At 57.1% G+C, this 26,041-nt stretch carries 25 protein-coding genes; 20 read left to right on the top strand and 5 right to left on the bottom strand.

All coding sequences use genetic code 11. The annotated features are described in order from the left end of the window. Positions 1-410: hypothetical protein (locus EOM25_01245; GenBank protein ID NCC23814.1), on the bottom strand; the 410-nt coding region annotated here is incomplete at its 3' end. A 700-nt stretch (positions 411-1,110) separates the two neighbouring features. On the opposite strand from EOM25_01245, the gene EOM25_01240 reads away from it, so the two are divergent. Genes EOM25_01240 through EOM25_01215 form a run of 6 tightly spaced genes read left to right on the top strand, consistent with a single transcriptional unit; the run spans position 1,111 to position 7,296 of the window. Further along, complete coding sequence (locus EOM25_01240) at positions 1,111-3,177, top strand: TonB-dependent receptor (GenBank protein NCC23813.1); 2,067 nt, start codon at positions 1,111-1,113, stop codon at positions 3,175-3,177. Between the two features lie 18 nt (positions 3,178-3,195). Beyond that, positions 3,196-3,912, top strand: a complete 717-nt coding sequence (locus EOM25_01235; protein NCC23812.1) for a DUF4198 domain-containing protein — start codon at positions 3,196-3,198, stop codon at positions 3,910-3,912. 4 nt (positions 3,913-3,916) lie between these two features. Continuing rightward, positions 3,917-5,047: an iron ABC transporter substrate-binding protein gene (locus EOM25_01230; GenBank protein ID NCC23811.1), complete on the top strand. Its 1,131-nt coding sequence runs from the start codon at positions 3,917-3,919 to the stop codon at positions 5,045-5,047. A gap of 17 nt (positions 5,048-5,064) precedes the next feature. Further along, positions 5,065-5,478 carry a biopolymer transporter ExbD gene (locus EOM25_01225; protein ID NCC23810.1) on the top strand — a complete coding sequence of 138 codons (414 nt, stop codon included), beginning with the start codon at positions 5,065-5,067 and terminating at the stop codon, positions 5,476-5,478. Continuing rightward, on the top strand, positions 5,424-6,140 hold the full coding sequence (locus tag EOM25_01220) for an energy transducer TonB (GenBank protein NCC23809.1): 717 nt from the start codon (positions 5,424-5,426) through the stop codon (positions 6,138-6,140). Before EOM25_01225 ends, EOM25_01220 begins: the two co-directional genes overlap by 55 nt. Positions 6,141-6,144: 4 nt before the next feature. Continuing rightward, on the top strand, positions 6,145-7,296 hold the full coding sequence (locus tag EOM25_01215; protein ID NCC23808.1) for a tetratricopeptide repeat protein: 1,152 nt from the start codon (positions 6,145-6,147) through the stop codon (positions 7,294-7,296). Positions 7,297-7,321: 25 nt separating this feature from the next. On the opposite strand, the gene purE is transcribed toward EOM25_01215, so the two are convergent. From purE to EOM25_01195, 4 genes are read right to left on the bottom strand one after another with little or no spacing between them, the layout of a single operon-like run. Beyond that, positions 7,322-7,807, bottom strand: a complete 486-nt coding sequence (purE, locus tag EOM25_01210; GenBank protein NCC23807.1) for a 5-(carboxyamino)imidazole ribonucleotide mutase — start codon at positions 7,805-7,807, stop codon at positions 7,322-7,324. A gap of 24 nt (positions 7,808-7,831) precedes the next feature. Beyond that, positions 7,832-9,103 (bottom strand): phosphoribosylamine--glycine ligase, encoded by a 1,272-nt coding sequence (gene purD, locus EOM25_01205; protein NCC23806.1) that lies wholly within the window; start codon positions 9,101-9,103, stop codon positions 7,832-7,834. Positions 9,104-9,155: 52 nt separating this feature from the next. Then, positions 9,156-10,955 carry a DNA mismatch repair endonuclease MutL gene (mutL, locus tag EOM25_01200; protein NCC23805.1) on the bottom strand — a complete coding sequence of 600 codons (1,800 nt, stop codon included), beginning with the start codon at positions 10,953-10,955 and terminating at the stop codon, positions 9,156-9,158. A 2-nt stretch (positions 10,956-10,957) separates the two neighbouring features. Next, the gene (locus tag EOM25_01195) at positions 10,958-13,318 is read right to left on the bottom strand and encodes an LPS-assembly protein LptD (GenBank protein NCC23804.1); all 2,361 of its coding nucleotides are present in this window, start codon (positions 13,316-13,318) and stop codon (positions 10,958-10,960) included. 381 nt (positions 13,319-13,699) lie between these two features. Between EOM25_01195 and EOM25_01190 the strand changes: the two genes are divergently transcribed. The 14 genes from EOM25_01190 (at position 13,700) to EOM25_01125 (ending at position 26,007) form a co-directional block, all read left to right on the top strand. Further along, complete coding sequence (locus EOM25_01190; GenBank protein NCC23803.1) at positions 13,700-14,221, top strand: hypothetical protein; 522 nt, start codon at positions 13,700-13,702, stop codon at positions 14,219-14,221. Positions 14,222-14,256: 35 nt separating this feature from the next. Further along, positions 14,257-15,288, top strand: coding sequence for a menaquinol oxidoreductase (locus EOM25_01185; protein ID NCC23802.1), 1,032 nt, complete (start codon positions 14,257-14,259; stop codon positions 15,286-15,288). Next, positions 15,281-16,912: a (Fe-S)-binding protein gene (locus EOM25_01180; protein ID NCC23801.1), complete on the top strand. Its 1,632-nt coding sequence runs from the start codon at positions 15,281-15,283 to the stop codon at positions 16,910-16,912. The genes EOM25_01185 and EOM25_01180 overlap by 8 nt, the downstream gene beginning before the upstream one ends. Next, the gene (locus tag EOM25_01175) at positions 16,912-17,298 is read left to right on the top strand and encodes a cytochrome C (protein ID NCC23800.1); all 387 of its coding nucleotides are present in this window, start codon (positions 16,912-16,914) and stop codon (positions 17,296-17,298) included. The genes EOM25_01180 and EOM25_01175 overlap by 1 nt, the downstream gene beginning before the upstream one ends. Next, complete coding sequence (locus EOM25_01170; GenBank protein ID NCC23799.1) at positions 17,295-18,089, top strand: 4Fe-4S dicluster domain-containing protein; 795 nt, start codon at positions 17,295-17,297, stop codon at positions 18,087-18,089. The genes EOM25_01175 and EOM25_01170 overlap by 4 nt, the downstream gene beginning before the upstream one ends. Positions 18,090-18,100: 11 nt before the next feature. Further along, entirely contained in the window at positions 18,101-19,258 is a 1,158-nt protein-coding gene (locus tag EOM25_01165) for a menaquinol oxidoreductase (GenBank protein NCC23798.1), read from the top strand. Positions 19,259-19,474: 216 nt separating this feature from the next. Further along, complete coding sequence (locus tag EOM25_01160) at positions 19,475-19,663, top strand: 4Fe-4S dicluster domain-containing protein (GenBank protein NCC23797.1); 189 nt, start codon at positions 19,475-19,477, stop codon at positions 19,661-19,663. 132 nt (positions 19,664-19,795) lie between these two features. Further along, a complete protein-coding gene (locus tag EOM25_01155) occupies positions 19,796-20,491 on the top strand; it encodes a YkgJ family cysteine cluster protein (GenBank protein ID NCC23796.1) in 696 nt (231 codons plus the stop codon). A 4-nt stretch (positions 20,492-20,495) separates the two neighbouring features. Next, positions 20,496-20,855, top strand: a complete 360-nt coding sequence (locus tag EOM25_01150) for a hypothetical protein (GenBank protein ID NCC23795.1) — start codon at positions 20,496-20,498, stop codon at positions 20,853-20,855. A 14-nt stretch (positions 20,856-20,869) separates the two neighbouring features. Next, positions 20,870-21,481: a tetratricopeptide repeat protein gene (locus EOM25_01145; GenBank protein NCC23794.1), complete on the top strand. Its 612-nt coding sequence runs from the start codon at positions 20,870-20,872 to the stop codon at positions 21,479-21,481. Between the two features lie 222 nt (positions 21,482-21,703). Further along, positions 21,704-23,017 (top strand): dissimilatory-type sulfite reductase subunit alpha, encoded by a 1,314-nt coding sequence (dsrA, locus tag EOM25_01140; protein NCC23793.1) that lies wholly within the window; start codon positions 21,704-21,706, stop codon positions 23,015-23,017. Positions 23,018-23,031: 14 nt separating this feature from the next. Beyond that, positions 23,032-24,192 carry a dissimilatory-type sulfite reductase subunit beta gene (dsrB, locus tag EOM25_01135; GenBank protein ID NCC23792.1) on the top strand — a complete coding sequence of 387 codons (1,161 nt, stop codon included), beginning with the start codon at positions 23,032-23,034 and terminating at the stop codon, positions 24,190-24,192. Between the two features lie 63 nt (positions 24,193-24,255). Then, complete coding sequence (locus tag EOM25_01130) at positions 24,256-24,498, top strand: dissimilatory sulfite reductase-asociated protein DsvD (GenBank protein ID NCC23791.1); 243 nt, start codon at positions 24,256-24,258, stop codon at positions 24,496-24,498. Positions 24,499-24,570: 72 nt separating this feature from the next. Next, complete coding sequence (locus EOM25_01125; GenBank protein NCC23790.1) at positions 24,571-26,007, top strand: cobyrinate a,c-diamide synthase; 1,437 nt, start codon at positions 24,571-24,573, stop codon at positions 26,005-26,007. The last annotated feature ends 34 nt before the right edge of the window (positions 26,008-26,041 follow it).

Raw genomic sequence — 26,041 nt, 5'->3', positions numbered from 1 at the left:
GGGGTCAACACCGCAAATGCCGACTTTTCCTTCAATGCAGCCATGATGGTTCGGACCGGCAGGAAATCCAGGGCCTGTTCCAGCAGTTCCTGCGTGATCCGGGGCAGGGCTTCAAACACCTGCCTGCCCAGATTTGCCACGGTTTCAGCCTCTTTGGTCATTTTTTTGGCAAGAAGCTGGCCGTGTCTGAGCCGGTAGGCCCGGAAAAGGTCCGGCAAGACAAGATACTTGTCACCCCCTTTTTTCAGCACCTCGCGAAAGGCCAGTATCGCGTCCCGGTAACGGGATGCCGCCAAAAAGGCCTTTGCCTGATCGCGGATCGCATCCGGAGTCAGGGACTGCAGCTTTCTTTGTTTTTCATTTCTGAGGCACTGTTTCTGCTTGCTTTTTTTCTTTCTGACTTTGGCCATACCACAAATATCATCCCTCTTCCGGCTTGTCGTTCAGGGCGACATCATACCCAGTCCACCCGTTAAAATCAAAATGGATTTGATTTTAACGGGTGGACTGGGTATACATTGATTACAAACCAGGGTCCGTCAGCAAGGCAGCGAGATCATATTTGCTGCCGCTATTTTATCGGGCTGAGCAATTCCAAATCATCGATCAGACAAATTCATTCTCCTTCGCGGTGGATGCTGTCAAATGAAACGAAAAATCACCCTCAATTTCGAAAAAATGAATTTTCCGTTTAATACCGGCAAATAAAAGTTCAGATCACTCAACGCCGGAAAGTTCACACCCGGAGCACGCGACCCCGGGTATCATTCATGAAAATCAAAGGATAGTTTTTCCCTTCCACAGTTTTTGTAAAAAAATCAGAAATTAGTATCCACATACCTTGACACCCACTTTTCAAGGTGGTAAGAGCGTCCTCAGTCAATCGGCAGCTGAAACTGCCTGCAGAAGCTGAAAAAGAATGGGTGGAATCACACCTTTGTTTTAAAAAAGCCGGCCAGAGGCCGGCATAATAACAGACGGAAAAAGGCCACGAAGGTCATGCTCCCCGAAAACGGGGAGAGATCTTTGTGGCCTTTTTTTTTATGGGCAACTGAATTTCATGACCATTTTTACTATTTCTATGAATGATTCGGAAAAGGAGAAGATACGATGAAAGCTATTCGATGGATGGCAATGATTGGACTGGGACTGGCGGTGCTGATATATCCGCTGATTGCAGGGGCACAGGAGGAAACCAAAGAGGCGTATCGGCTGGACACCATGGTGGTATCCGCCACCCGGACCGAGATGCCGGCGATTGACGCTCCTCAGAGCGTGACCGTCCTGACCAGTGAACAATTGATGGCCTCCCCGTTCGACCGGGTGGAGGACATCCTGCGCAGTGTGCCTGGCATGTACAATTTCCGGCATTATGCTCTGCAGACCAATGGCATTTACAGCCCGATGAAGCTGAGGGGAGTGGGCAACAACCGGCTCCTGATACTGGTAGACGGGGTACCCCAGAATGACAATTTCAACAATGCCATTGCCTGGGTAGCCTGGGGCCATATTCCCAAGCATGTCATCGAGCGCATCGAAATCGTCCGGGGACCGGCATCAGCTCTCTACGGGTCGGAAGGTCTGGGCGGGGTCATACACATCATCACCAAGAAGCCGAGCGAGGAGCGGCAGACCCTGGTCCGCGGCGCGGCTGGAACGGCCGAGACCTATGACGCCCATGGCTTTTACAGCCAGAAGTTCGGGGATTTTGGGGCCATGGCCGCCGGTGGGTATGCCAAGAGCAATGGCTTCTACTTGCAGGAAGACCCGGCAAGCTACAACATCAAGCGGTACAGAAAGGTCTGGCAGGGGCTGGTCAAGGCCACGTATGATTTCACCCCGGCTTCGAACCTCTCCTTCGCGGCCCTGTATTACGATCACGACATGGGCCAGGGCCGGGAATATTTTCACAACGATTGCCAGCTCGACCAATACTGGGCCAACTTCTCGCACGCCACCGATGCCTTCGGCCTGAAAGCCCTGCTCTACCTCAACCGTGCTGACAAGACGGCCTATCAGGATTCGGCCAACGACAATTATTCATCAGCGTTTCGGGATGAGAAGTTCAAAGGGACCTACACCTGGGGCGGTGATTTGCAGGGGACTCTGCTGAATCTGGATCCGGCCCTATTGACCATCGGTGCATCCTACAAGGAAGCCGTCTGGAAGTACGACGAGGACTACCACGGAAGCTCCCGTGACGCCGGGGGCAAGGGAACCCAGCGTTTCGTGTCTCCTTTTGCCAACCTCGATCTGAAATTTTTGGACGAACAGTTAATCTTCAACGTCGGGGCCCGGTACGATTGGATTCAGACCTCCAATGGGGCCAACTGGGACACGGCCGCCAGCGCCGGCAAGAAGCCGTACGACAATTCCTACGACACCAAGACCGAAGGCAGTTTTTCGCCCAAGCTCGGAGTCGCCTGGCATCCGGACGACAGAACGACCCTGCGGGCCTCGGGAGGCAAGGGCTTCAGGGCTCCGAGCCTGTTCGAATTGTACAAAGTCCATGTCCGCGGCGGCGGAACCTATTACCGGGAGGCAAATCCCGATCTCGATCCGGAACAGATATGGTCTTACGACGTCGGTGCCGAGCGTTTCCTGACCGATCAATTGTGGGGGCGGGTGACTTTTTACCAGTCATTTGCCCGCGACTATATCGGCGATCGGTTGACTGGGACCGGGAGCTTTGGAGGTGGCAAGACCCGGTACGAATACAAGCTCGACAATATCAGCAAGGTCGACATCTACGGCATCGAATCCGAATTGCAATGGTACGCAACCAACTTCCTGACATTGTTCGCCAACTATACCTATAATGTTTCCAGAGTGGCTAAGGACAAGAACAATTCCTCCATCGAAGGGAACACCCTTCCCAACGACCCGAGGCATAACGCCCATGCCGGATTTCACTACAAGAATCCGAAATGGTTCAATCTGTCGATGTACGCCAACTATTATGCCGACATCTATTTCGACAACGAAAACACATTGAAGAATGACGACTACTGGACCCTGGACTCTTCGATTTCGAGAAGGTTGACCGATAACTTCACGATCTATTTCAATGCCGAAAACATTTTCGATTACCGCTATCCGATCTTTCTCTCCCCGTCGGCCGGAGACACAATTGCTCCGGGAGCGACGTTCACCTGTGGCCTGATCTTCGAGTTTTAAGGGGATGGATGGTCGTTCATGAGCACATACACGAGAGTGGTTCTTTTCATCGGGTTTTTATCTCTATTCGCGACATCGGTTCAAGCCCATCATTTGTGGCTCGATTCGGAAGGGGGAGGGTACCGGATCTGTCGCGGCATTTTTCCTGGCAAACAAGAGCCTTACGACTCAGGCCGCATTGTGGCCGTGCAGGCCTTTGGGCCCGACGGGACAGTCATTCAATGCAACCGAGGGAATGATGATCGGGGTGTGACCGTCTTTCCATTGGCGCCGCCGGCCCTGATGACAGCGGTCGCCGAATGGGGTGAACGCGTCAACACCCCGGAAGGGAAGAAACTCATATCCCGGCAGGAGGCCCTGGATCAGGGAATGGCGGTCCTTTCCTCATTCAACTCGACGCAATACACCAAATGTTTTTTCGAAGCGGGAGAAATGTGGTTTCGACCAATAGGTCTGCCATTGGAGATTATCCCTTTGTCAGGCCCCGAGGGCTTAGTCCATGATGCCAAGTCCAGGTTCCAGGTGATTTTCGACGGCCATCCCCTGGCCTCGGCCGAGATTATGCTCGGCAAGGGCAGCTATTTCTCGACAGACGAAAATGGGATTTTCGAATACGAGATGGAGGATCGTCGCCAGCACATCCTCATCGTGAGGCATACCGACAAGACGGATGGAGAAAATTCGTACCGGCAGTACATGTCGTTTCTGGTGTTTTTTAATGAAAAGGGGCGATGAAACCATGAAGCGGATACAAGAGAGATTCCGATGGCCGGGGGTTTTCCTTCTGGCGTGTGCCCTTCTGGTCACGATTTCGGGTCGGGTCATGGCCGAACGCGCGATAACCGATATGGCCGGCCGAGTGGTGACCATCCCCGACGAGGTGACCCGGGTCATTTGCTCGGGGGCAGGGTGTCTGCGCCTTTTGACCTATGTCCAGGCCCACGACCGCATCGTGGCCGTGGACAGCATTGAGGTCCGGGGGTCGCGCATTGACGCCCGGCCGTATGCCATCGCCAACCCTCAGTTCAAGACTTATCCCATGTTCGGAGAGTTTCGAGGTCATGACAATCCGGAGCTCATCGTTGCCCTGGAAAAACGGCCCCAGGTCATCTTCAAAACCTTTGCCGATCGGGGGGTTGATCCCGACAAGCTTCAGGAAAAGACCGGCATCCCGGTCGTGGTCCTGGACTATGGCAATCTGACCTGGGGCCGGGAGGCCCTAAACCGATCCATTCGGTTGATGGGCGAAGTCATGGGCCGGGAGGCTCGGGCTGAAGATGTCGTCGCCGCCTTGAGCGGATGGATCGAAGACCTCGACAGGCGGACCAAAGACATCCCCGAGGATCACCGACCGACATGCTACATCGGTGGCCTCGGACAGAGCGGACCGCACGGCTTCCAGTCCACGGAACCGTCCTTTGCTCCGTTTACGTTCACCCATGCCCGGAACATCGCCGCCCAGGCGCCTGGGGAAAAACCCTTGTCGCACACCAACATCTCCAAGGAGAAGATTATCATGGAGGACCCGGAGTTCATCTTTCTGGATGTCTCCACGGTGCGCCTCGGAGAGGAGGCCAGCGCCCTGGGACAACTCGAGCGCGACCCGGCCTACGTCGCCTTGTCCGCAGTCCGAAGCGCCAAGGTGTATTTCCTGCTGCCCTACAATTCCTACAATCAGAACTTCGAATCCATTATCGCCAACTCGTATTACGTGGGCAAGGTTTTATATCCTGAACATTTCGAGGACGTCGATCCGGATAAAAAGGCTGATGAACTGTCGATATTCCTGAACGGTGGTCCATCGTTTAAGGCTTTGAAAGACCAGTTCGACGGCCTGCCGTTCGAGAAAATCGATTTACGCCGAAACTGAGCTTGGCAGGGAGATGCATGAGCTGTTACCGTTCAAATTACAGGACCCGGGGCCGGGCCGTGGACATCAACATGGCCCCGCTCATCGACATGATCTTCATCCTGCTCATCTTTTTCATCGTCACCACGTCGTTCGTGAAAGAGGCCGGGATCGACGTCCAGCGGCCCGGGGCCGAGACGGCCGAGTTCGAGCAGCGATCCACGCTGCAGATCGGCATAGATGCTCAGGGCCTGATCTATGTCGAGGGGCAGGTCATCGATTCCCGTTCGGTGCGGGGGCATGTGGCCACCTTTCTGGCCGAGTCCCCTGATGGGGCCGTTCTGGTGGTCGCAGACAAGGACAGCCGGACCCAGTCGGTGGTCGAGGCCATCGATCAATGCCGTCTGGCCGGAGCCCGGAACATCAGCCTGGCCTCGCGACGGCCCGAATGAAACGGACTGCGGTCTGGGCTATGGCCTTGGTCCTGGCTCTGGCCACCACCGTGGTTTTGCTCCTAGGGCTGCCCCTTCTGGCCATCGAGGCCCCTCAGCATGAGGATGAGGAGCGTTCGCCGGGCGTGGCCTTGTCATTCGACATCCCCCCGGAACGGCGACTGATCCCCGAAGCAACGAGGCCAAAGGACGAGGATGAGCGGTACGCCGTCCAGGCCCCTAACATTTCCTCGCCCAAGATTTTCTTCGAGGCCGAGGCCCTGGTTCTTCCCGGCCTCGGGCAGGCCTCGAGCGGAATGCTTAGGAGCCTGGATATCGAGCCCTCTCTGGGCCTGGACATGATCGCCAGCCTGAGCCTGCCCGGAGAACTGGAATTCGAGGCCGCAGAACTGGACTTTCCGCCCGTGCCCATCCGTCAAATTCCACCACAATACCCCTATCTGGCCCGATCGCGAGGGCTGAGTGGGCGGGTGGAGCTTCGTTTTCTGGTCGGAGTCGAGGGGCTGGTATCTGATGTCAGCATCGAGTCATCCACGCCTCCGGGCATCTTCGACCGAAGTGCCGTGGAGGCCGTTTCCCAGTGGCGATTCAGCCCCGGACGGTACCGAGGTGAAGCGGTCCGGGCCTGGGTTCGGCTGCCAATCAAGTTCGAGCTGAATTGATCCCATGATTTCCAAATCGAAATGTTGCATGGCGATGCTGGCGGTCATGATATTTTGGTGCCGGTGCGTTTGTCCGGCCGTGGCCGCGCCGGATCCGAATCGCGGGGATCACAAGGCCTTGACCGAGGCCGCCGCGGCCATGGAACATGGCGAACGGGATAGAGCCAAGGCCATTTTGGAAGCTAGACTTCAGGAGGCCGACGAACCGCATCACTTTCTGCATTATCTGCTCGGGAACATCTGCTACCAGGATGGGGAGTTCAGACAGGCCAAGATCCACTATCAGACCGCATTGGCCTCGGAGCCGGACAACCCCGACATGGTCCGTAATTTGGCCTTGACCCTGTACCGTTTGGAAGAGTTCGGCCCCTCTGCTGAAGCCCTTAGGCGGGCCTGGGCCCTGGGGGGCGAGGAGGAGACCGACCTGCTCGTGCATGCCGCTCAGGCCTGGGCCCAGGTCGAGGACTGGGTTCGAGGTGAACGGGTCGCGGCCATGGCCGCGGAGCGAATGGCCAAGCTGGATGTGAACCTCGTCCGTCTTCGGCTGTACATGGCAACGAAGGCCGACCGACTGGATCAGGCCGAACGGATCGTTCTCCAGGCCCTGGCTCGGAAACCGGACGAGCAGGTTCTCTGGAGCCTGTTGGCCGGAGTGGCCATTGACGAAGGGCAAACCGTTCGGGCCCTTGCAGTCATGGAGACGGAGAGGGTCCTGACGAACATCACACTGGACGATAATCGAAAATTGGTCTTTCTCTACGACCGGGCCGGTCTGCCGGGCCGGGCCGCCCGGGTCATGGAGACCTCGAAGGCCGAGGACCTGGAACAGGTCGCATTTCTTTTCATCCGGGCCGGAGATATTGAGAGGGCACTGTCGGCCCTGAAAGAGGCCCAGAAGATCGAGCCCTCGACGGAACGGCTCAAGACCATGGCCTTTTTGTCATTCGAACTGGCCCGGCCCGAACAGGCCATGGTCTATGCCCTGGACGGCCTGCAAGCCGATCCAGCGGATGACCGTCTTCGGATTCTGGCCGCGCACTGCGCCCTCTTGGTCGAGGATTATCCGACGGCCCGCAAGAGTTTATCCAGCGTTGGAAGGCAGTCGAGGCATGCGGAGTACGCCGATAAACTTCTGGACCTCCTTCCCGAGAGGTGAGGGGCGACGAAATGTCTATTAAATCTCAGGCCAGACCGGCGGCCTGGGCCTCCACGTCGGCCCGCATCTTGGCCCGGGCGGCCTGGATGCGCTCGGCCAGGGCCGGATCGTTCAGGGCCAGGATCTGGGCGGCCAACCAGGCGGCGTTGCGAGCCCCCACACCATCCAAGGCCAGGGTGCCGACGGGAAATCCCGGAGGCATCTGAACCGTGGCCAGCAAGGCGTCCATCCCTCCCAGGGCCGAGGCGGCCACCGGGATGCCCAGAACGGGCCGGATGGTTCGGGCGGCCACGGCCCCGGCCAGGTGGGCGGCCAGGCCGGCGGCGCAGATGAAGACCTGGCAGTCCAGATCCTCCAGTTCCCTGACCAGACGTTCGGTTCGCTCCGGGGTCCGGTGGGCCGAGGTAACGGTCATGGTGTATTCGATGCCAAGGCTTGCCAGGACGTCGGCGCAAGGCTGAACCTTGTCCTTGTCCGAGATGCTGCCCATGAAGATGGCGACGTCGGCCATGTGTTCTTCCTCCTTGTTTGGGTTTCAGGTCCGGAGCCCTTTGGCCCCGATGTCGTTGCGACAGTACGAGTTTTCGAATCGAATGGCCCGGACGGCATCGTAGGCCAGGTCGCGGGCCTCGGAAAGACCCTCTCCCAGGGCGGTGACTCCGAGGACCCGTCCGCCTGAAGTCAGAATGGTCTCTCCCTCGAGTCTTGTCCCGGCCTGGAAAACCTTGACGGCCGTATTCATCTCGGCCTGGGCGATGCCGGAGATGGCCATGCCCTTGGGGTAATCTCCGGGATAACCCTTGGCGGCCATGACCACGCACATGGCCGAACGGGGATCGATTTCAACAGGGACACTGTCCAGTCGTCCATCCAGACAGGCCCTCATGATTTCGACGATGTCCGTTTTCAGCCGCATGAGCAGGGGCTGGCATTCTGGATCACCAAAGCGGACGTTGTATTCCAGAACCTTGGGCCCCTCTTCTGTCATCATCAACCCGGCGTAAAGAACTCCTCGGAAAAAGTGGCCCTTGCTGGCCAGTCGCCTGACGATGGGCCTGATGACCAAATCGCAGATTTCTCCGAAAAGAGCTTCGGGCAGGATTGGAGCCGGGCTGTAGGCTCCCATGCCTCCGGTGTTGGGTCCGGTGTCGCCGTCCCCGACCCTCTTGTGGTCCTGGGAGGAAGGAAGGGGGGCGACGTGGCTTCCGTCGCAAAAGACGAGAAAGGAGGCTTCTTCACCCTGAAGGGCCTCCTCGATGACGACCCGGTCCCCGGCGGCGCCGAAGACCCTGTCGATCATCATGCTTTTGACGGCGGTCTGGGCCTCCTCGCGGGTCTGACAGACAACCACGCCCTTGCCGGCGGCCAGGCCGTCGGCCTTGACGACCATGGGCAGGGGATGCTGCCTGATGCAGGAGCAGGCCAGATCGTAGTCGTCGAACACGGCGAAATCGGCCGTGGGTACTCCGGTTTCGCGCATGAGAGACTTGGCAAAGGCCTTGGACCCTTCGAGCTGGGCGCAATAGGCCCCCGGGCCGAAGCAGGGGATACGCTCCCGATCCAGGGCGTTCTTGAGTCCCAGAACCAGGGGAAGTTCGGGGCCGACGACCACGAGGTCGATGGCCTTGTCCTTGGCCAGTTGGAGGATGGCCGGGATGTCATCATCCTTGACCGGAATGTTTTGCCCCTCTTGGGCCGTGCCCCCGTTGCCGGGAGCGATGTAGAGGTTGGTACACAATGGGCTTTGGCGGATCTTCCAGGCCAGGGCGTGCTCCCGGCCGCCGGAGCCGATGACGAGAATGTTCATGCGAGGGCCTCCTGTTCGGGGGTTGGAGGTATTGTCGTGGAAATGCCTTAAGTCATGCTGAACGTTTAAAGAGCCTGTCAAGCTCGGTGCGGCCAAGGCGTATGGCCGTGGGCCTGCCGTGTGGGCAGTGGAAGCGATCGGGGCATTTCCCCCATTGTTCGAGGAGATGGGCGGCGTCTTCCGGCCCGAGCAGATCGCCTGCCTTGACAGCCCTTCGGCAGGACAGTGAAACAAGCATTTCGTCCAGGGTCCGGCTCTGCCCGATCAGCAAGGCCCTCAGGGCTTCTGAGGCTTCCGAGGGTGAAAGCCAGGCCGGTACGGCCAGGAGAACGGTACGGTCGTTTTCTTCCCTGGCAAAGTCGAAGCCGGCCCGGGCCAATTCGGGACAAATTCGGTCCAATTCCTCCAGTTCTGTCGGGTGCAGATCGAGGGGCCGGGGCATGGCCAGAAGGCGCTTCTCGACAGGGCCGGAGCGCATGGAGTGATAGAGAATGCGCTCGTGCGCAGCGTGTTGGTCAACGATGAGCAGGGCGTCGGGTTCGGAGATGATCAGGTAGGTCCGATCCACCTGCCCCAGATAGATGGACTCCCGACCAAGGTCCAAAGGCCTGGAGATACCAGAAGACTCCTGTTTTTGGGAACCACCTTCGTCAGAGCGAACATGAAGCCCGCTATCGGCAGGTCGACGGCTTGATGCGAACATGGCCGCAGTTTCTTGGAATGCCTGGAATTTTTTGCCGACGAAGCCTGGTTTGTGATCGACAGGGGGTGCAGTTGTATAGATCTGAACGGGCAGAAGCGGGCCAGAGGGTGTTCCGTGATCGGTTTCGACGTGTGGGGAACCAAGATTCGCTCCCCGTTCGAGGGCGTTGCGAACGGCGTGGTAGCAGCCGGAAAAAATGGATTTTTCATCTCTGAACCGGACTTCAGCCTTGGCCGGGTGGGCGTTGACGTCGACGGCCTCCGGGGGGAGCTTAAGAAAGAGAACTGCCTGGGGGTGCTCGTTTCGGAGCAGAAATCCTCGGTAGGCTTCGCGCAGGGACTTGAGAAGCAGACGGTCCTGGACCGGGCGCTTGTTGACAAAAAAAAGGACGCGATCCGGTCTGGGTTGGGCCGTAGACGGGGAACCGCAGAATCCGTTGACGGAGATTTTTTCGTCTCGATGCTCGACCTCGAGAAGACTCTGGACGATGGTCGGGGGCCAAAGAATCCGCAGCCTCTCAAGCAGACACTGACCTTTATGATAGTGCAGGACCTGGCGGCCCGATTGGAGGAGCTCGAAGTCGACTTCCAGGGCGGCTAGGGCCAAGCGTGAAAAGATGTCGGCGCAACGACGGTTCTCGGTGGCCTCGGTCTTGAGAAAGTTGAGGCGGGCCGGGACGACGGAGAACAGATCCCGGACTTCGACTCGGGTGCCTGCGGCCAGGGCGGCCGGGCCCCGGCCGATGGTTTTCCCGTTGACCACCCGGACGAAAAAGGCGTTGTCGGTTCCAAGTGTCCGGGACGTCAGCGTGCAGTTCGAAACCGAGGCGATGCTCGGCAGAGCCTCACCCCGGAACCCGAAGCTCGAAACATGCGACAGCCCATTCAGATCCGATATCTTGCTGGTGGCGTGTCTGGTCAGGGCCAGGGGGAGTTCCTCATCGGACATGCCGTGGCCGTTGTCCTGGACCATTATCAAGGTCCGGCCGCCGCCTTCGAGCTCGACCCGGACGATGTCGGCGCCAGCATCCAGGCTATTTTCGATAAGTTCCTTGACTACGCTGGAGGGGCGCTCAACGACTTCACCGGCCGCGATCTGGTTCTGCAGGGCCGGGGGAAGAACGGCTATGGGCGATCTGACAGGTGCCATGATCAGTTGCCGACGGATCCGAGGTTAAGGAGGTTGACTTGGATGGAGAACCTAGTGTCGTAATCGGTTTCCTGGGCGGTCAGTTGCCAGGAGTAGCACTGATGCCGATAGAGAAGATCGATCCGTTTTTCGAGATCGACCCCATCTTCCATGTCGGCCCGGTACAGGGTGGATATCCGCCAGGCCGGGCTCAGGTCCAGGACGGCTCCAAGGGCCAGGATCCGCTGGCGGAGGTCCCCCAACTCGCCGTTCTCGGTGTCCGGATTCCTGTAGTTGGTCTTGTCCGGATACTCGTCGTCGGCCATGTCACGGAAGTCCAGTCCGCAGAAAACATTGCCCAATCCCTTGGGGAGAAAGGCGCGGAGTTCATGCTCATGGCTGGTCAGGCGATGCAGGTACGGGGAAAAATAGGTTCTGCTCTGGAGGTTGAGGTACCGCTTGGGGGTGCAGCTTATCTGGGCCATGATGTCCGAAAAGGGGCGGCGTTCGTAGCGTTCGGTCTCCTCGGTCCGGTCGGCTTCCCGAAAATCGAAGCTCTGCTCGATCTTGATCCAGAGGAAGTCCAGATAATCGGCCGCGAGGGTGGTGGCGTTGCCTTCGGCCGACGCGTCTCCGACTCGAGTGTCCATTCTTCGGGTGAAGGTGTTGGTTAGGGAATAGGTCAGATTGCTGGCCGGTTTGATCCGGTCGTGTTCGTCGAAATAGGGGTTCTCCCTTTGATCCATGGTTTCGTTGGGGATCAGATCGTAGGTCAGTTTGGGCAGGAGTTGGTGCTTCATCCTGGTCCATCGCCCTTGACCGGGATCCTCCGGTGAAAGGCCCAGGTCGTAGACCTTAAAGAGGCTGGTCGAAGCCACGGCCTGGGCGAACGGCAGACTGCGGGAATAAAAGCTTCGATCCGGGTCGAGTTCGGCATTGTCTGGATCTGCTTGGTGACGGTCGACGGCGTACCCAGTGCCCCGCCATCCGACAGTGCCAATCAGTGCCCCGAAATCCGAGCTCAGGGGCAGACTGAGACTCGGGCTGGTCTCGAGCCTTGTCCCAGTGGTGCCGAATTCCCGCCAGAAATAGACCAGCTGGCTCTGACTCTGCCATTCCAGGGGTCCATCCATGAGGGCCGTTTTGTAGGTGTTGAAATTTATTTCAGGCAGGCTCTGGACCGTGGGGTTGTCCTCGGCCGGATAGAGTTCGCTGGCGTCGTTGAAATACCTGAGGTTCTGGGTGTACTTGACCCGGGCGTCTAGGCCGAATCCGGACCAGTTGCGGGAGAGGATGAACTGGCTGGTGCGCTCCAGGGCGTCGTCGTCGGCGATGTCCCGACCGAACTGGTCCAAAAAAGTCCGACGACTCTCGTTGAAGCCGGTGATGCCGTTCTTGAATTCCCGAAGGTAGAGGGCGTCGGAAACGAAATCAGTGTCGAACTTAATCTTCCAGCGGGGGTCGGACAGATACCCGTCGTACTTGTTTCTTAGCCAGTAACGGTTGTGGTGAGGCCTGAGAAGAAGCGGGGCGTCGTTTTGGAACTGCGAGTCGAGCTCGCCTCTGGTCTTAGCCACGACATGGTCGTAGAGGTAGTCGATCTTCCAAAGGCCTTTAGAACGGAGGTCCGGGGTGTGGCGGTATTCAAGGCCCGTCATGAGGCCCCGCCTAGTCATGAGGTTGGCGTAGGCCGTGAGATCGGTCTCTTCGTCAAGAACCTGATAATAGGGTTGGTTGAACTGGAAGCCGAGCCTGCTGCTCTGGCCGATTTCAGGGAGGAGAAAGCCGCTCTGTCGCTTGGTCTTGACCGGGACGACGAGGTATGGGGAGTAGAGAACGGGCCGGTCTTTGATTCGAAATTTTGGTTCGTGGATCCGGGCGTAGCCGTCGATGGTCACGTTTCCTGAACTGCATTCCAGGGACCAGGCCGGAGACGCGCCGTCGCAGGCGGTAACCGTGGCCCTGACGAAGGAGTAGGTGCTCTGTCCGGTTTTCCTGATCTGATGTCCTTTGAAGTACATGTGGGGATCGGCCATGAAGACCTCGCCATCCTTGAGCCAACCCAAGCGGTTTTCCAGGTCGAACTCGGCCGTCCGGGCTTCGAGATAGTCGCCTTCCCACTTGGCCTTGACATGGCCTTGCAGATAGACCCACCGAGTGCCCATGTAGTAGCGGGCGTAGTCGGCTTGAAGGAAGTCGTCACCGTGGAAGAGTACGACGTTTCCCTCGGCCTCCAGGATGCCGAGGGCTCGATCGGCCCTGATGGTGTCGGCCAAAAGTCGCCACTCCTCGTCAACGCCTTCAAAGGTCGAAGCCTCAACGAATCGCACGGCCAGCAAGATCGAGATGAGGACAGTTACGAGGACTGGTCTTGAAAAGGGCATGAGCTGCTGGCTGATCCTTGGCGTAGGGCTCGTTTCGGGGGCATTGAGATCCCGGTTTGCATGGACGTCATTGACCGGTCCGGCGGCCCCTAGCACAGGGCAGAAGAAAACAACAGAAAAATATAAAAACTTTTTATTTCAATTAGATATTAAGCCAGTTGGGCAGGTGAAATTCCCCGTTTCGGCCCTTGTTCGATATTTCCCAATTGGCTTGACGATACAGGGGGGGTGATTTACAAAGCCACCCATTCGTCGGACCGGATTCGGTCCGAGCCTTGACCGGAGCCAGCGAGCGGGTTTTGGGGGGTGTCCCTGAACAAGCCGGTTCTTGGTCGATTTTTTTATCAATCGCCCGGAGTGCCGGGCCGGAAAAACCTGCCGATGACCATCGAAGTCCTGCTCGCCAAAAACAAAAAACAGATCATCGCCCGATGGTCGGAAATGCTTTTCTCGACCTATGCCAGTGAAGGCGCCAAGTTTTTCGCCTCCAAGAAAGATCAGTTCGCCAATCCTGTGGGTCATACCTTTCACCGCAATCTCGAATCCATTTTTCCCCTTCTTGCCGAGGCCGAAGGCGTCGATTCCGATGAGATTCGGATGCTGATTGACGGCATCGTCCGTATCAGGGCCGTCCAGGGCTTTGCTCCGTCAAGGGCCGTCATTTTCGTTTCCGAACTCAAGGGGGCGGTCAAGGACGTTCTGGGGCCGGCCGTGCTCGAACCTCAGAACTCCCAAGCCTGGGAGTATCTGTGCGAGCGCATCGATCGGGCCCAGGCCATGGCATTCGACATCTATATGGACTGCCGGGAAAAGCTTTGGGAACTCAAGGCGAATCATCTCTACAACCGGACCCATAAGCTCTTGGAAAGGGCTCAACTCATACAAGACAACAGGCTGGGGTAGCTTCCGTTCTCAACTCAACAAGAGGTAATGGTTTCATGAAAGCACTCTACTCCCTCTTCCTGGTCTTCGCACTTGTCCTGATCGCGCTGCTAGGGGCAGGGGCGGCTGGGTGGCAGTACGCGTTCGGGGTGGTCATCCCCTACGTTGCCGCTGTCGTGTTCGTGGTCGGTTTCTGCCTCAGGGTGGTCAAATGGGCCCGGTCTCCCGTTCCGTTCCGCATTCCAACAACGTGCGGCCAGCAGAAGTCCCTGCCCTGGATTCCCCAGGCCAAGATCGAAAACCCCTCTTCGACCGGGGGAGTCATCGTCAGGATGCTGCTGGAAATCCTCTTCTTCCGCTCTCTGTTCCGGAACACCAAGGTCGAAATGTATGACGGCCCCAAGGTCCGCTACACGTCCAGCAAGTGGCTCTGGCTCGGCGGTCTGGCCTTTCACTATGCCTTCCTGGTCGTATTCCTTCGCCATATGCGGCTTTTTACCGAGCCGATCCCGTGGCCCATCGGAATGCTGGAGACCCTGGACACCATTCTTCAGATCGGCGCTCCGACGCTCTATATGTCGGACCTCGTTCTTGTGGCCGCGGCGTCCTATCTCTTTCTGCGACGGGTGGTCGTCCCCCAAATCCGTTTCATCTCTCAGGCCGCCGACTACTTTCCGCTGTTCCTCATTCTGGCCATCGCCTTGAGCGGGATCTCCATGCGGTACTTCACCAAGGTGAGCATCATCGACGTGAAGGTCCTGACGATGGGCCTGGTCACTTTCCATCCGGTAATTCCTGATGGCATCGGGCCGATTTTCTTCGTACACCTCTTCCTGGTTTCGGTACTTCTCGTGTACTTCCCTCTGAGCAAGCTCATGCACATGGGCGGAGTGTTCATGAGTCCGACCAGGAACTTGGCCAATACCAACCGCGCCGTGCGCCACGTCAATCCCTGGAAGTTCGAGAATGTCCACTATCACACCTATGACGAGTACGAGGACGAATTCCGGGAGAAGATGATCGAGGCCGACCTGCCAGTGGACAAGGAAGGACCTGAATCTGCGGAAGAAGGAGCGAGCAATGTCTAATCTGCCTCGGCCAGATGATCTGGCAAAAAGAGTCCATTACGAACCGCCGTCCAAGGACTGGATGGACCTTCCAACGGATATCAAGCCAGGCCGGTATTGCTACGCCTCGAACCCGGCCAGCGTCGAGTATGTTGGACTGCCCAATGCGCGACCCTGGAACCCTCTGGAGGAAGACTGGAAGCTGCCCGAGAACTGGCAGGAGATCATCCTGAACGGCATGCGCGAGCGTCTGGACAAGTATCGGACCTTCAAGGTGTTCATGGACATCTGTGTGCGATGCGGAGCCTGCGCCGACAAATGTCATTATTTCATCGGTTCCGGCGATCCCAGAAACATGCCCGTGCTTCGTGCGGAACTGCTGCGGTCTGTGTACCGGGGCGAGTTCACCAAGGCCGGAAAGATCCTAGGCCGCTTTGCCGGGGCACGGAAGCTGACTCTCGATGTTCTCAAGGAGTGGTGGTATTATTTCTTTCAATGCTCGGAGTGCCGACGCTGTTCAGTGTTTTGCCCCTACGGGATCGACACGGCCGAGATCACCATTCTTGGCCGGGAACTTTTGAATCTTGTCGGTCTGAACATCGACTGGATCGCCACTCCGGTGGCCAACTGCTACCGAACCGGTAACCATTTGGGCATCCAGCCTCACGCCTTCAAGGACATGCTTGAATTCTTCTGCGACGACATTGAGGAGATCACCGGCATCAGACCCGAGCCGAGCTTCAACAAGAAGGGCGTTGACATTTTGTTCGTGACTCCCTCGGGAGACGTCTTCGCCGATCCCGGCACCTACACCTGCATGGGCTATCTGATGCTTTTCGAGTATCTGAAGCGTGAGTACGGGCTTGAAGTTACCTGGTCTACCTACGCATCCGAGGGTGGCAACTTCGGGTTCTTCACCTCCCACGAGACCATGAAGCGCCTCAACTCCAAGATGTACATGGAGGCCGAACGCTTGGGGGCCAAGTGGATTCTGGGAGGGGAGTGCGGTCACATGTGGCGGGTCATCAACCAGTACATGGACACCCTGAATGGCCCGGACTTCCAAAAGGGCCATATGATCACACCCTACAATCCCATAACCGGGACGACCTTTCACAACGCCGCGTCCACAAAAATGGTCCATATTGCCGAGTTCACGGCCGACCTCATCAAGCACGGCAAGCTCAATCTGGACAAGAGTCGAAATTCGAACATCTGTCTGACTTGGCACGACTCGTGTAATCCGGCCCGGGGCATGGGCCTTCTCGAGGAACCCCGCTATGTGGCCAGGGCCGTGGTGGATAAGTTCTACGACATGCCCGAGAACACCATCCGCGAACAGACCTTCTGCTGCGGCGGAGGCGCGGGTCTGAACGCCGGAGAGAACGACGAACTGCGGATGATGGGTGGCTTGCCCAGAGCCAATGCGGTCAGATATGTCCATGAGAAGCATGGGGTGAACATGCTCGGTTGCGTGTGCGCCATCGATCGGGCTGTATTCCCCCCCTTGATGGAGTATTGGTGCCCGGAAGTCCAGGTTTGTGGCCTTCACGAGCTCGTGGCCAATGCCCTGGTTTTTCCGGGTGAGTCCGAGCGTGAGACCGACCTCAGGGGCGAACCTCTGCCAGGGAAGGAGGACGAATAATGTACGACAAGGGTAAAGTGCTCGCCGGCCTGGCGGTATTCGTGGTCTTCATGACTTTTCCGTTCTGGTTTAACATTGGGGCGACCCCCTTCAAAGCCCCGGAGTTGGCCAAACCCAAGGACGCCAAAAATTGTGTCGAGTCGGTCGAGTGGATGAAGACCGAGCACATGCAACTCCTGAACGATTGGCGTGACATGGTCGTCCGCGAGGGTACCCATGAATACCATAGCCGGTTCAACGGCAAGGAGTACCTCGTCAGTCTGTCAAAGACCTGCATGAAATGTCACGACGACAAGGAGAAATTTTGCGACAAATGCCACGATTCGCTGGCCGTTTCTCCGTATTGCTGGGACTGCCACGTAGCGCCGAAGGGGGAGAATCAATGAACACCAACCGTAGAAGTCTGCTCAAGTTCGCCGGCCTGGCCGTCCTCGGCTGGAGCGTCAAGCCGGCTCTGACCGTTTTTGCCGCAGGTGGTGCAGGGCCCAGGGAGGCGATTCTTTTCGCTTCCAGGCATGGGGCCCCCACGGGCGAAAAGGCCCTCAAGGCCGGGCGGTGGGCCATGGTCATCGATACGAGCAAGATGACCCCGGAGATTCAGAAGAAGTGCATCGAGGTCTGTCACAAGACCCATAATGTGCCCAGCATACCCACCAAGCAGGAGATCAAGTGGCTTTGGACGGCTCAGTTCAGCGACGTGTTCGCCGAGCAGAGTCATCCTTATCTCGAAAAGTTGACCAAGAGGCCGACGCTGACCCTCTGCAACCATTGCGACAACCCGCCTTGTGTGCGGGTCTGCCCGACCAAGGCCACGTTCCAGCGGGAAGACGGCATCGTCATGATGGACTTTCATCGCTGTATCGGCTGTCGGTACTGCATGGCGGCCTGTCCCTACGGGTCCAGGAGCTTCAATTTCCAGGACCCCAGGCCGTTCATCGAGAATATCGACATGGAGTTCCCCACTAGAACAAAGGGCGTGGTGGAAAAATGCGAGTTTTGCGCCGAGCGATTGGCCGAGGGACATCTTCCGGCCTGTGTCGAGGTGTCCGAAGGGGCCATGGCCTTTGGTGATCTCGACGATCCCGGGTCCGATGTCAGGAAACTTCTTGGGGCTAGGTACTCCATCAGGCGTAAGCCTGAACTTGGGACCGAGCCCTGTGTCTACTATCTGATCTAGAGGGGGACGCTATGCTTGAGAAGGCACTTACAGGCGGAAAAATTTACTGGGGCTGGTTGTCCCTCCTGCTGGTTCTGATGGCCGTGGGCGGTCTGTGCTACTGGCAGCAGCTCACCCAGGGACTGACCATCACCGGCATGAGCAGGGACGTGTCCTGGGGCTTCTACATCGCCCAGTTCACCTTTTTGGTCGGCGTGGCCGCCTCGGCGGTCATGCTGGTCATTCCAAAATACCTTCATCACTACCAGAAATTTGGCAAGATTCTAATCCTTGGGGAATTCAACGCAGTGGCCATGGTCATTCTCTGCCTTTTGTTCATCGTGGCGGACCTGGGTTCTCCTCAGCGACTGATGAACGTGATCCTGCATCCGACGCCCAACTCTATCCTGTTCTGGGACATGGTCGTGCTGAACGGATATCTTTTTATCAACATCCTTGTAGGATGGGTAACTCTGCAGGCCGAACGCAAGGAAGTGGCTCCGCCGAACTGGATCAAGTTTTTCATCTATCTGTCCATTCCCTGGGCGGTCAGCATCCACACGGTCACAGCTTTTCTGTATGCCGGTCTTCCCGGCCGCGGGTACTGGCTGACGGCTGTCCTGGCGGCCCGCTTCCTGGCTTCAGCTTTTGCCGCCGGCCCAGCTTTCCTTATTCTGGTGACCTACATCGCCAAGATTTTCACCAAGTTTGATCCGGGCAAGGACGTTCTGGCTGTGCTGGGCAAGACCGTTGTCTACGCTATGAGCGTCAACATCTTCCTATTTCTGTGTGAAGTCTTCACAGTGACTTACAGCCAGATACCGTCGCACATGGCCCACCTCCAGTACCTGTTTTTCGGGTACCACGGACACGGCGTTTTGGTGCCCTGGATGTGGACGGCCATGATCATGGGCCTGTCGGGCATACTCATCCTTCTGGTCCCCAAGAACCGTAAGAGCGACAACATGCTGATCATTGGCTGTATCCTGGTCTTTATCGGGGCGTGGATCGACAAGGGCCTGGGCATGATTGGGGGCGGATTCGTTCCCAACCCTCTGCACGAGGTAACCGAGTATGTGCCAACGGCCCTTGAACTGGGAGTCTCTCTCGGAATCTACGCCACGGGATTCCTGGTCCTTACGGTCATGTACAAGGTGGCCATAGGGGTCAAGCAGGAAGTGGAAGCCTAATCGAAGGCAAAAAGGCTGTACGGTCCGGCTTGGGGTATGAAGGTGGAATTGCTGCCCCGGTTCAAATGATGAACCGGTCCACGACGCGGGCAGGGCATCTTTATGTTTACATCGGCCGCGACCGTGTGTATGGGAACAGCGGTTTTGCCCGGAAGGCCGGGCATCCCGGGTTTTCCAAGCAAACCGGATTCTCAAGATTTCAATTGGAGGTACACAATGGGTTACGAAGTTTCCGTCGATCATGAAAAGTGCATTGGCTGTGGCGAGTGTGTGGATGTCTGCCCGGTAGAGGTTTACGAGCTTCAGGACGGCAAGGCCGTTCCAGTGAACGAAGAAGAGTGCCTCGGCTGCGAGTCATGCGTCGAGGTCTGCGAGCAGGAAGCCATCACCGTCACCGAAAATTAGTTCTCCTGTTTCGATCAGCGCGGCGCTCGCCCTCTGCTCGGCATGGCGGGCGCCGTTTTTGTTCATTTTCCGGCGGTTCCTCAAGGATATGTCCGGGTTTTTCTCTTAAATTGAATAGCTCCCGGGTGGCATATGCTCTCAGATTGTCATGATATTATCGACCGTTACAAGGCTCTGCAAAGTCGGGTCGATCAAATTTTCGTCCAGGTGACCCAGAATCACCCGAGTTGCGTTTCCTGTTCCCTGGGGTGCAGTGATTGTTGTCACGCCATGTTCGACGTGTCCCTGATCGAGGCCTTGCATCTCAACAGAGCCTTTGCTGGTCTCGATGAGGATAGAAGACAGGATATCCTGATTCGGGCCGATAAGGCCGACCGGCAAGCATACAAGATCAAGAAGCAATTGTTTAAGAAATCCGAAGCAGGGGTCTCCACCGAGGAGATTCTGCGCGAGGCCGGTGAGGCTAGGATCAGGTGTCCGCTCTTGTCCGAGGACAATTCCTGCGAATTGTACGACGAAAGACCATTGACCTGCCGACTGTACGGGGTGCCCATGCAGATAGGGGCCGATTCCAGAACCTGCGGGATGAGCGGGTTTGTCGGCGGAGAACGATACCCGGCCGTGAATATGGATCGGCTTCACGACCAACTTATGGAAATGAGCCGAGATCTAGCGGCCAGAATCGGGTCGATCTACCCGGAGCTTGAGAAATACTTGGTTCCGGTGTCCACGGCACTTTTGACCAAATACGACGCCGAATACCTCGGTGTTCAGGGTCAATGTGACAATGACGACGAAACCGGCACAATACCAAGCGCAGATCGGTGAGCCCATGTCTAACGCGATGACCCCCGAGCACGAAGAGCAAAAAAAAGCGATTTTCGAGCGTCTTTCACCTCGTCGAAAGAAGTTCATCGATCGGATTGGCTATGACAAGTGGGATCCGTTTCAACTCCCAAAGGATCCCATTGAGATCAGGACAGACGTAACTCGGAGGACCACTCAGCAATTATTTCGAGATTTTATGCATGAAACACAGCCGGATAATTATAGTGCGGCCTATGGACAGTCCGTGCTTGAGTTTTGTCTGACTCTGGTCAGCCGGGATGAGCGTTGCCGGGGGGTTTTCGATTTCTGCCTTTGGTACAAGGAACTTCTTGACCGGGAAGGAAAGTCCTTCTGGGAAACATGAGAACGGAGCGAGAGATGAGTGTTGCCGACAAGATGATCAAGGAATACAAGGCGCAGCTGGAGAATGATCCCAAAAATTCGACTCTGCACTACAACCTCGGCGTGGCCTATATCGGCAAGCGGGATTTGGACTCGGCTGAGTCTTCGCTGATCCAGGCCATCCGGCTCAACCCTGAACTGTCCGAGGCCTATGTCCAGCTTGGCGGTATAGCTATGCATCGGGGGGATCTGGATGCCTGTATGAGTTTCAACCAGCAGGCGGCCAAAATTCGTCCTCGCTTTGCGGTTCCGCACGGAAACATCGGATTCATTCATCTTCAGCGCAAGGAGATTGACAAGGCCATCGGATCACTGCGCCGGGCCCTGTCTTTCGATCCGCAGTTCATTCAGGCTCGGACCAGTCTCGCAGGGGCATATCTCCTTCAGGGCGATCATACGTCGTGCATCCAGGAATGCGAGCGGGTCGTGGACCAGGAGCCCACATTCGGTCCGGCTTGGAACAACCTCGGCATCGCCTATCTTGAGATGAACGACATGAAGAAGGCCATCGAATATTTCGACAAGGCCGTGGAAACTGGCTACGAGGTCGAAGAGCGTTTTCTCGAGGAGATCGCTCCGTATCGCTAGGAAGGAAAGGGGCTTAGGGTCAGATTGACTAGAAGGTTTTCCAGCGAAGAGTCTTTCGGATTTTCCATTGACAAAACAGGCATTTTGAGCAACTCTTCACAGGTGTTTACTCCACGAACATAGATCGATGGTTTTGTCGTCAGGTGGCCGAATAAGGGCCGTGCCCGCCTTCGGTCGCGCAAACCGAGAAGTCAGGTTTTAACTCTTAAAGGAGGATGTGCAATGGCTAAACATCAAACCCCTCTTTTGGACCAGCTGCAGAGCGGTCCATGGCCGAGCTTTGTCACGGACATCAAGGAAGAGGCCGAGCGTCGTCACAAAAACGAAAAGAACGTCGAGTTTCAGATTCCCGTCGACGTCTGTGACGATTTGCTGGGCGTTCTGGAACTGTCCTACGAACAGGGCCGGACTCACTGGAAGCACGGCGGCATCGTCGGCGTTTTTGGCTACGGCGGCGGCGTCATCGGCCGGTACTGCGACCAGCCCACAATGTTTCCGGGCGTGGCCCACTTCCACACCATGCGGGTCAACCAGCCAGCCGGCAAATACTACAGCAGTGAGTTTCTCCGTCAGCTGTGCGACCTTTGGGAGTTCCGCGGGTCAGGTCTGACCAACATGCACGGCGCCACCGGGGACATCGTCTTCCTGGGCACCACCACCCCCCAGTTGGAAGAGATTTTCTTCGAACTGACCCACACCCTGAATCAAGACCTTGGCGGTTCAGGTTCCAACCTGCGCACCCCGGCCACCTGTCTGGGCGAGTCCCGTTGTGAGTGGGCCTGCTACGACACCCAAGAGCTCTGCTACACCATGACCCAGGAATACCAGGACGAACTCCACCGTCCTGCCTTCCCCTACAAGTTCAAGTTCAAGTTCGACGGCTGTCCCAACTGCTGTGTGGCATCCATCGCCCGTTCGGACATGGCCTTTGTCGGCACATGGCGTGACCAGATTCGCATCGATCAGGAAGCCGTGGCCGCCTACATCGGCGGTGAGATCGCCCCCAACGGCGGCGCCCATGCCGGCCGTGACTGGGGTCCGTTCGATATTCAGAAGGAAGTCATCGATCTCTGTCCCACCGAGTGCATGTGGATCGAAGACGGCAAGCTGAAAATCAACGACCGTGAGTGCACCCGCTGCATGCATTGTCTGAACGTCATGCCCAGGGCCCTGCGGATCGGCAACGACCGCGGCCTGTCCATCCTGGTCGGTGCCAAGGCCCCGATCCTGGACGGCGCCCAGATGGGTTCCTTGCTGGTACCCTTCATCAAGGTCGAGGAGCCCTACGACGAGATCAAGGAGATCATTGAGGGCATCTGGGACTGGTGGATGGAAGAGGGGAAGAACCGCGAGCGTCTGGGCGAACTGATCAAGCGTCAGGGCTTCCAGAGGCTCCTCGAGTCCGTGAACATGAAGGCAATTCCGCAGCACGTTCAGGAGCCCAGGCACAACCCGTACATCTTCTGGAAGGAAGAAGACGTGCCCGGCGGTTGGAAGCGTGACATCAACGAGTTCCGGAAACACCATCTGAGATAAGGGAGGTAGCGAACATGGCTTTCATTTCTTCTGGATACAATCCCGACAAACCGATGGAGAACCGGATCACGGACATCGGTCCCCGCCACTTCACCGATTTCCTGCCCCCGGTCATCGCCAAGAACAAGGGCAAATGGCTGTGGCACGAAATCGTCGAGCCCGGTGTTCTCATGCACAAGGCCGAGTCCGGCGACGAGGTCTACACGGTCCGCTGCGGCGGCGCTCGCTTGATGAGCGTTGGCCACATCCGCGAGATCTGCGACATCGCCGACAAGTTTTGCGGCGGCCATATGCGGTTCACGACCCGGAACAACATCGAGTTCATGGTCACCACCCTGGACGAGGCCAAGAATCTTAAAAAGTTCCTGAACGACCAGAAGCAGTCCACCGGCGGACACAAGTTCCCGGTCGGCGGTACCGGTGCCGGCATCACGAACATCGTCCACACCCAGGGTTGGGTCCATTGCCATACCCCGGCCACGGACGCCTCCGGAACGGTCAAGGTCGTTCTGGACGAATTGTTCGAGGAGTTTCAGGAGATGCGCATGCCGGCCCAGGTCCGCATATCCATGGCCTGCTGCCTGAACATGTGCGGGGCCGTTCACTGCTCCGACATCGCCATCCTCGGCTATCACCGCAAGCCTCCGATGATCGACCACGAGTACCTCGACAATCTGTGCGAGATTCCTCTGGCCGTGGCTGCCTGCCCGGTTGGCGCCATTCGTCCGGTCAAGATGGACATCACCACGGAGAAGGGCGAGGCTAAGACCGTCAAGACCGTGGCCATCAAGGAAGAGCGTTGCATGTTCTGCGGCAACTGCTACACCATGTGCCCGTCCCTGCCCCTGGCCGACACCGAGGGTGACGGACTGGTCATCATGGCCGGCGGCAAGGTCTCCAACCGGATCAGCAATCCGAAGTTCTCCAAGGTTGTCGTGGCCTTCATTCCCAACGAGCCGCCCCGCTGGCCCACATTGGCCAAAGTCATTCGGCAGATCGTTGATACCTACGCCAAGGACGCTCGCAAGTACGAGCGAGTCGGCGACTGGGCCGAGCGCATCGGTTGGGAACGGTTCTTCGAGAAGACTGGTTTGGAATTCAGCGAACATATGATCGACGATTTCCGTGATCCCGCCTACTACACCTGGCGGCAGACCACGAACTTCAAGTTCTAAGGAACATGGCCTGAAAGGGGGCCCTGAAGGGCCCCCTGATGCCGCAACTGTGGAGGTAATTGTATGGCCGACCCCAAAGATAAAGATATCATCATTGATTTTATCAAGTCCAAGGAAGGTTCAAAATCGAAGTTCTATTTCAATGATCTGTCCAACCTTTTTCCGGACAGGAAAATGCGTGACGTAAAAAAAATCGTCAACGAGCTGGTCACTGAAGAGCGCCTCGTCTATTGGTCGAGCGGGAGCACGACCATGTACGGACTGCCCGGAGCCGGCAAGCAGGCCGGTGCCGAAGGCGAGAGCTAGATCGCCACTTGAACTCCGAGACCAGGGTGCCTCAAGCCGTGGTCGAACGATAACGAATCGGCCGAAAAGCTCATGCCTTCCAGGATGTGCCCGCGGCTGATCGTGGCCGGACTCAGCGGCGGCTCCGGCAAGACTATTGTCAGTCTTGGTCTGGGGCGTGCCTTTGTTGAGTCCGGAAAGATTGTCCAGCCTTTTAAAAAGGGCCCGGATTACATTGATGCCAATTGGTTGGGCTTGTCCTGCCAGGAAAGCACATCTAATCTGGACCCTTTTCTCTTCTCCTCCGATCTCATTCGGGCCTTGTTCAAGGCTCGAACCATCACCTGTGATTTGGCTCTGATCGAGGGCAACCGCGGAGTGTTCGACGGAAAGAACACATCTGGAACTTGTTCGACGTCTGAGTTGGCCAGGATCCTAAACTGTCCGGTTCTGCTTGTTGTCGATTGCACGAAAATCACCCGGACCATGGCAGCGGTCATCAAAGGTTGTCAGGCCTTTGAACCTGACATGCACCTGGCTGGCGTCATTCTTAACAGAACTGCCGGCGACAGGCACAGGGCGATCATTAGAGACAGCATCACAGCCTATACCGATGTGCCTGTTCTCGGGGCTCTGCCCAAGATCCGTCACAACCCCATTCCTGAACGTCACATGGGCCTTACTTCGGACCGGGAAATGGAGAGCGGTACAGTCCTTTTTTCTGATCTGGCCAGAATCATCCGCGAAACCTGCGATCTTGAGGCCATCTGGTCTGTGGCCTGTGCGGCTCCTCCATTTCTTGATTCGCAACTATCTCTTTTCCCTGAGGCAGTGGGTAGGAACCAAAATGTGACCATCGGCTTTGTCCGGGACGCAGCCCTCTGGTTTTACTACAGGGAGAACCTCGAGGCGTTGGAGGCACAGGGGGCAAAACTTGTTCAAGTGAGTCTGCTGGAGCCGAATGAATGGCCGGAACTCGACGGTCTGTATCTTGGAGGGGGGTTTCCCGAGACAATGGCCGACAAGCTTGCCGAGCAGGAGACCATCAGGCAAAGGGTCAAGGATTTGTCGGATTCAGGCCTTCCGATCTATGCTGAATGCGGCGGCTTCATGTATCTCGGGCGGTCTTTGGTATATGGCGATCGGACCTACCCCATGGCTGGAGTTTTTCCTGTCACGACACGTCTCTGTCACCGGCCCCAGGGGCATGGATACACCGAGGCCTCGGTCGTGGTCCCGAATCCGTTCTTTCAGGTCGGTTTTACATTCAGCGGCCATGAATTTCACTATTCCACCTGTCAGTTCCATGACGGCATCAATCCGATATATGTTCTTAAAATGAGCATGGGGGTCGGCATGGACAGCGGTCACGATGGACTTGTTCACGAAAACACCTATGCCTCCTACACGCATCTCCACGCATTAGGCGTGCCCGGCTGGGCTGTAAATTTTGTCAATGCATCAAGAGCGTTCCAGCGTTCCAAAAAGAATTTCGACAAATTGAAAAAATTCGTCGCCAAGAGTGCCTGAAAGTGTACGCACGAAAATCCTTGACTTCCTGCTA

It is taken from the genome of Deltaproteobacteria bacterium, assembly GCA_009929795.1.
GTDB lineage: Bacteria > Desulfobacterota > Desulfovibrionia > Desulfovibrionales > Desulfomicrobiaceae > RZZR01.
Note: the sequence above shows the minus strand (reverse complement) of the source record. Positions and strands in the feature narration are given on the sequence as shown.